The following is a 1456-nucleotide window of genomic DNA, read 5'->3' on the forward strand; positions in this document are numbered from 1 at the left end:
TCCTAAGAAACACCCACGGCCTACAGGGATCTCGGCCAGTCATCCGGTTGGGACCAGCTGGTAACCAAGCGCTTTTGCACGCCGTTCCAGCCCACGCACGTGTCTTTCTTGTGATGCCTTCTGGTAAGCAGAAGCTCCCGGCTCTTGAAAAGCCATGCCATATCTCAGCATATTATAGTAAAGAATGGCAATCTTGCGAGCTGTGGCTATCAATGCCTTCCCTTTGCCAACCCTTGCAGATAGTCGCCGCTGGAATGCACCCAAGGCAGTGTTGGTTCTACTGATTGGCACTGCTGCCATCCAAAAAGCACTGCCGGCCCTGGTTGCCCCCTGTCGTGTCCGCGAGGAAAGCACCCGGCCACCAGAGATCTTATTCTGCGGGCTTAACCCAAGCCAGGAGACAAAATGCTTGGCGCTAGGCCAGCGGCTCATGTCGAGCCCACACTCACTGATCAAGGTGATTACCGTTGCAGGCCCGAGACCAGGCAGGCTTAATAGGTCATGGCCTGCTAACGACGTGATCAGGGCCTGAGGATTGAACGAGAAACCATTGCCCCTGATTTGGCAGTCGCTTGCTTGCTTTTCAGGCTCAATATAGTCATCCCCAGCTAACTCATTCAGGACGACTTGGCCAGCTAATTCGCATTCTCGAATCTTTGCTGAATAAGCATCGAACATCTCGACTGCGACCTTAAGTTCAAAGAGATGTTCTTCTTGATAGTTGCCATCGAGAGCGGCAGCGATCGTTGCTTCTGTCTCCTTGCAGCGGCGATCACGCAGTGTAGCCAGCTTCTCTGGATTTCGTTCACCTGAAAGGATGGCATCAATGACTCTGCGAGCAGTCAGGCCAGTGATGTCTTTCACAACATGATGCAGCTGTAGGTTCATTTGCATGAGGGCTTTCTGCATGTGTTGCTGATGCGAGGAGCGGTAACGCACTAAAATGTCACGTTGCCGGAAGTAGGCCCTGAGCTTGGCGATGCAGGGATCGGGCTGGAAGCTCGCGCGAACAAGACCATAGCTGTGAAGTTGCTGCAACCACTGAGAATCACTGATATCAGTCTTACGACCGGGGACATTCTTTGCGTGCCGAGCATTAACTAGAAAGACTTCGATGCCTCGCCCCACGAGTATTTCGTAGAGTGGAACCCAGTAGATTCCAGTTGACTCCATGGCTACCGTCTTGATGTCGATGGCGAGCAACCATTCAGCTATAGACTTCAGATCATTAGTGAAGCTTGAGAATTTCCGCACTGGGTCATCGTCAAGCTCTGCTGGTACCGCTACAACATGGAACCGACTACCGATGTCTATTCCTGCGGAGCGTGGATTGACCACTCTGAGGCGCGCACGTCGGCGGCGCGAGGGGGAAGAACTTCCTGGCATACATCCGCTGCAATGGGTCTGAGGAGGGAGGCCAGGCAGATTCCGCGCTAAAAAATGAACAGTTTCCTAA

At 53.0% G+C, this 1456-nt stretch carries 1 protein-coding gene; it reads right to left on the bottom strand.

Going from position 1 to position 1456, the window contains the following annotated elements:
* Nucleotides 1-39: 39 nt before the first annotated feature.
* Complete coding sequence (locus VB777_RS08240) at nt 40-1338, bottom strand: IS110 family transposase (protein WP_323248249.1); 1299 nt, start codon at nt 1336-1338, stop codon at nt 40-42.
* Between the last annotated feature and the right edge of the window lie 118 nt (nt 1339-1456).

The sequence above is a fragment of the Synechococcus sp. CCY9202 genome (assembly GCF_034931685.1).
Taxonomy (GTDB): Bacteria; Cyanobacteriota; Cyanobacteriia; order PCC-6307; family Cyanobiaceae; genus CBW1002.